At 58.8% G+C, this 1,348-nt stretch carries 1 protein-coding gene; it reads left to right on the top strand.

Annotated elements, in window-relative coordinates; genetic code table 11:
• Positions 1–45: 45 nt before the first annotated feature.
• A complete protein-coding gene (locus tag NKI72_RS34990; RefSeq protein ID WP_352693805.1) occupies positions 46–402 on the top strand; it encodes a hypothetical protein in 357 nt (118 codons plus the stop codon).
• The last annotated feature ends 946 nt before the right edge of the window (positions 403–1,348 follow it).

Here is a 1,348-nt window from a genome sequence, read left to right as displayed (position 1 = left end):
GTGCTATGGTGTGCCCGCACTCATCAGACGGCACGGATATGAGGCATGCTCGCAGTCACCCGCCGTACACTTCTTGCGTTCACCGCCGTTGCGTCTGTCGTTGAACCGACGTTTGCTGAAGGCGAAGGTATCTCGCGCGAACTGCAGGCGCTGATCGCAAGCCATGAAACCGCCTATGCCGCGCTCCACAGGGTTGTTCATCGAGCGGGCAGCAACTGGCACGACCGCAAGATGGCAGACGGAATTGAAGAGCAAGCCTTGCTGGCCATCTGTTCCTATCCTGCGACCAGCCGAGGCGACCGCCGGGTCAAGGCCGAGTACCTGTTGACTGTTGAGGCACGAGGCGAACTCGACTTGAAAGAGCACATGCAGGCCATCCTGCGCTCAACGATGCGGGGCTGATCGATCGCAGTACCCGCGGGGGAACCAGACCGCGCGTTGCCGGAGCGCGACGCGGCCTCGGAGTAATGTGACGACGCAGACATTCTGTTTGGGTTACCGCGCAGAAAAGGAACCCCGAAGATGCTTCAATTCCCCGCGAAGGCCGCCTCATCGGCTGGTAGCGAGCCCCCATAGTTGACTGCGGTATGCGCCGCGTCAATTGAATCAGGCATTGCTGAACTGCCATCACAACGCCAGGCTGGACACGGGAATTATTCAAATTGGTGGAAATTCCCGGAAGCGGCTCATTTTCGACAATCGCCAACACCTCATCGGCTGACCGCGCCAATCGGAGTCGCTCCCGAACATGAGCTACTCGAAGCAGCCGGCATCTTTGTGAAAGGGCAGGGAGGAAGGCGGAAGTAGCAGAGCGCCGCCAGAGTACAGTCTAAATGAGATCGACTGGTTGTCGTAGGGCCCGTCGAAGTCAACGGGCTGGGCCAGGCGCGTCAAAGACACGACTGGCGAAGAGATCGTGCCAAGCAGAGCGTGAGGGATCGCGACGCTACGACCGATGCCGTCGAGCCGAGACACTCGCGGTCGAAGAGACCACGGAGAATCATCTGCTCATCAAGCCCAGTTCTCCGCGCAATCCTGATCGCGATTTTTGTCAAGGCTGATTGCTTTCCTTTACTCGCAAGGTCAAGGGAAATGTCTTTTTCTGACAAGATGGGGCAGATCATCAGAGTTAACCTCAATGTGGATCCCAAACGCGATCGCAAATGGGCGTGCAGCCGCACTGCTTAGGCAGCGCAGAATTCACCGTCGGATAAGTGGTCCTGGCTGTCCCGGACGCGAAGCCAGGGCCTTCTCGCGTCCGGGCTAATAGCCCGGTTTGAGGCGTTTCGGCTCTCGCGGGAGAAGGCAGTATTCGGGCTTCAAGTGGGGCGCCTCTGCAGTCTTAGCG

The organism is Mesorhizobium sp. M0437, assembly GCF_040321335.1.
Classification (GTDB): Bacteria; Pseudomonadota; Alphaproteobacteria; order Rhizobiales; family Rhizobiaceae; genus Mesorhizobium.
This window is presented reverse-complemented; position numbering and strand designations above follow the sequence as displayed.

Bases quoted from the DNA above. Each gene is read 5' to 3' on its own strand.
- NKI72_RS34990 (WP_352693805.1), top strand. From the start codon at position 46: ATGCTCGCAGTCACCCGCCGTACACTTCTTGCGTTCACCGCCGTTGCG.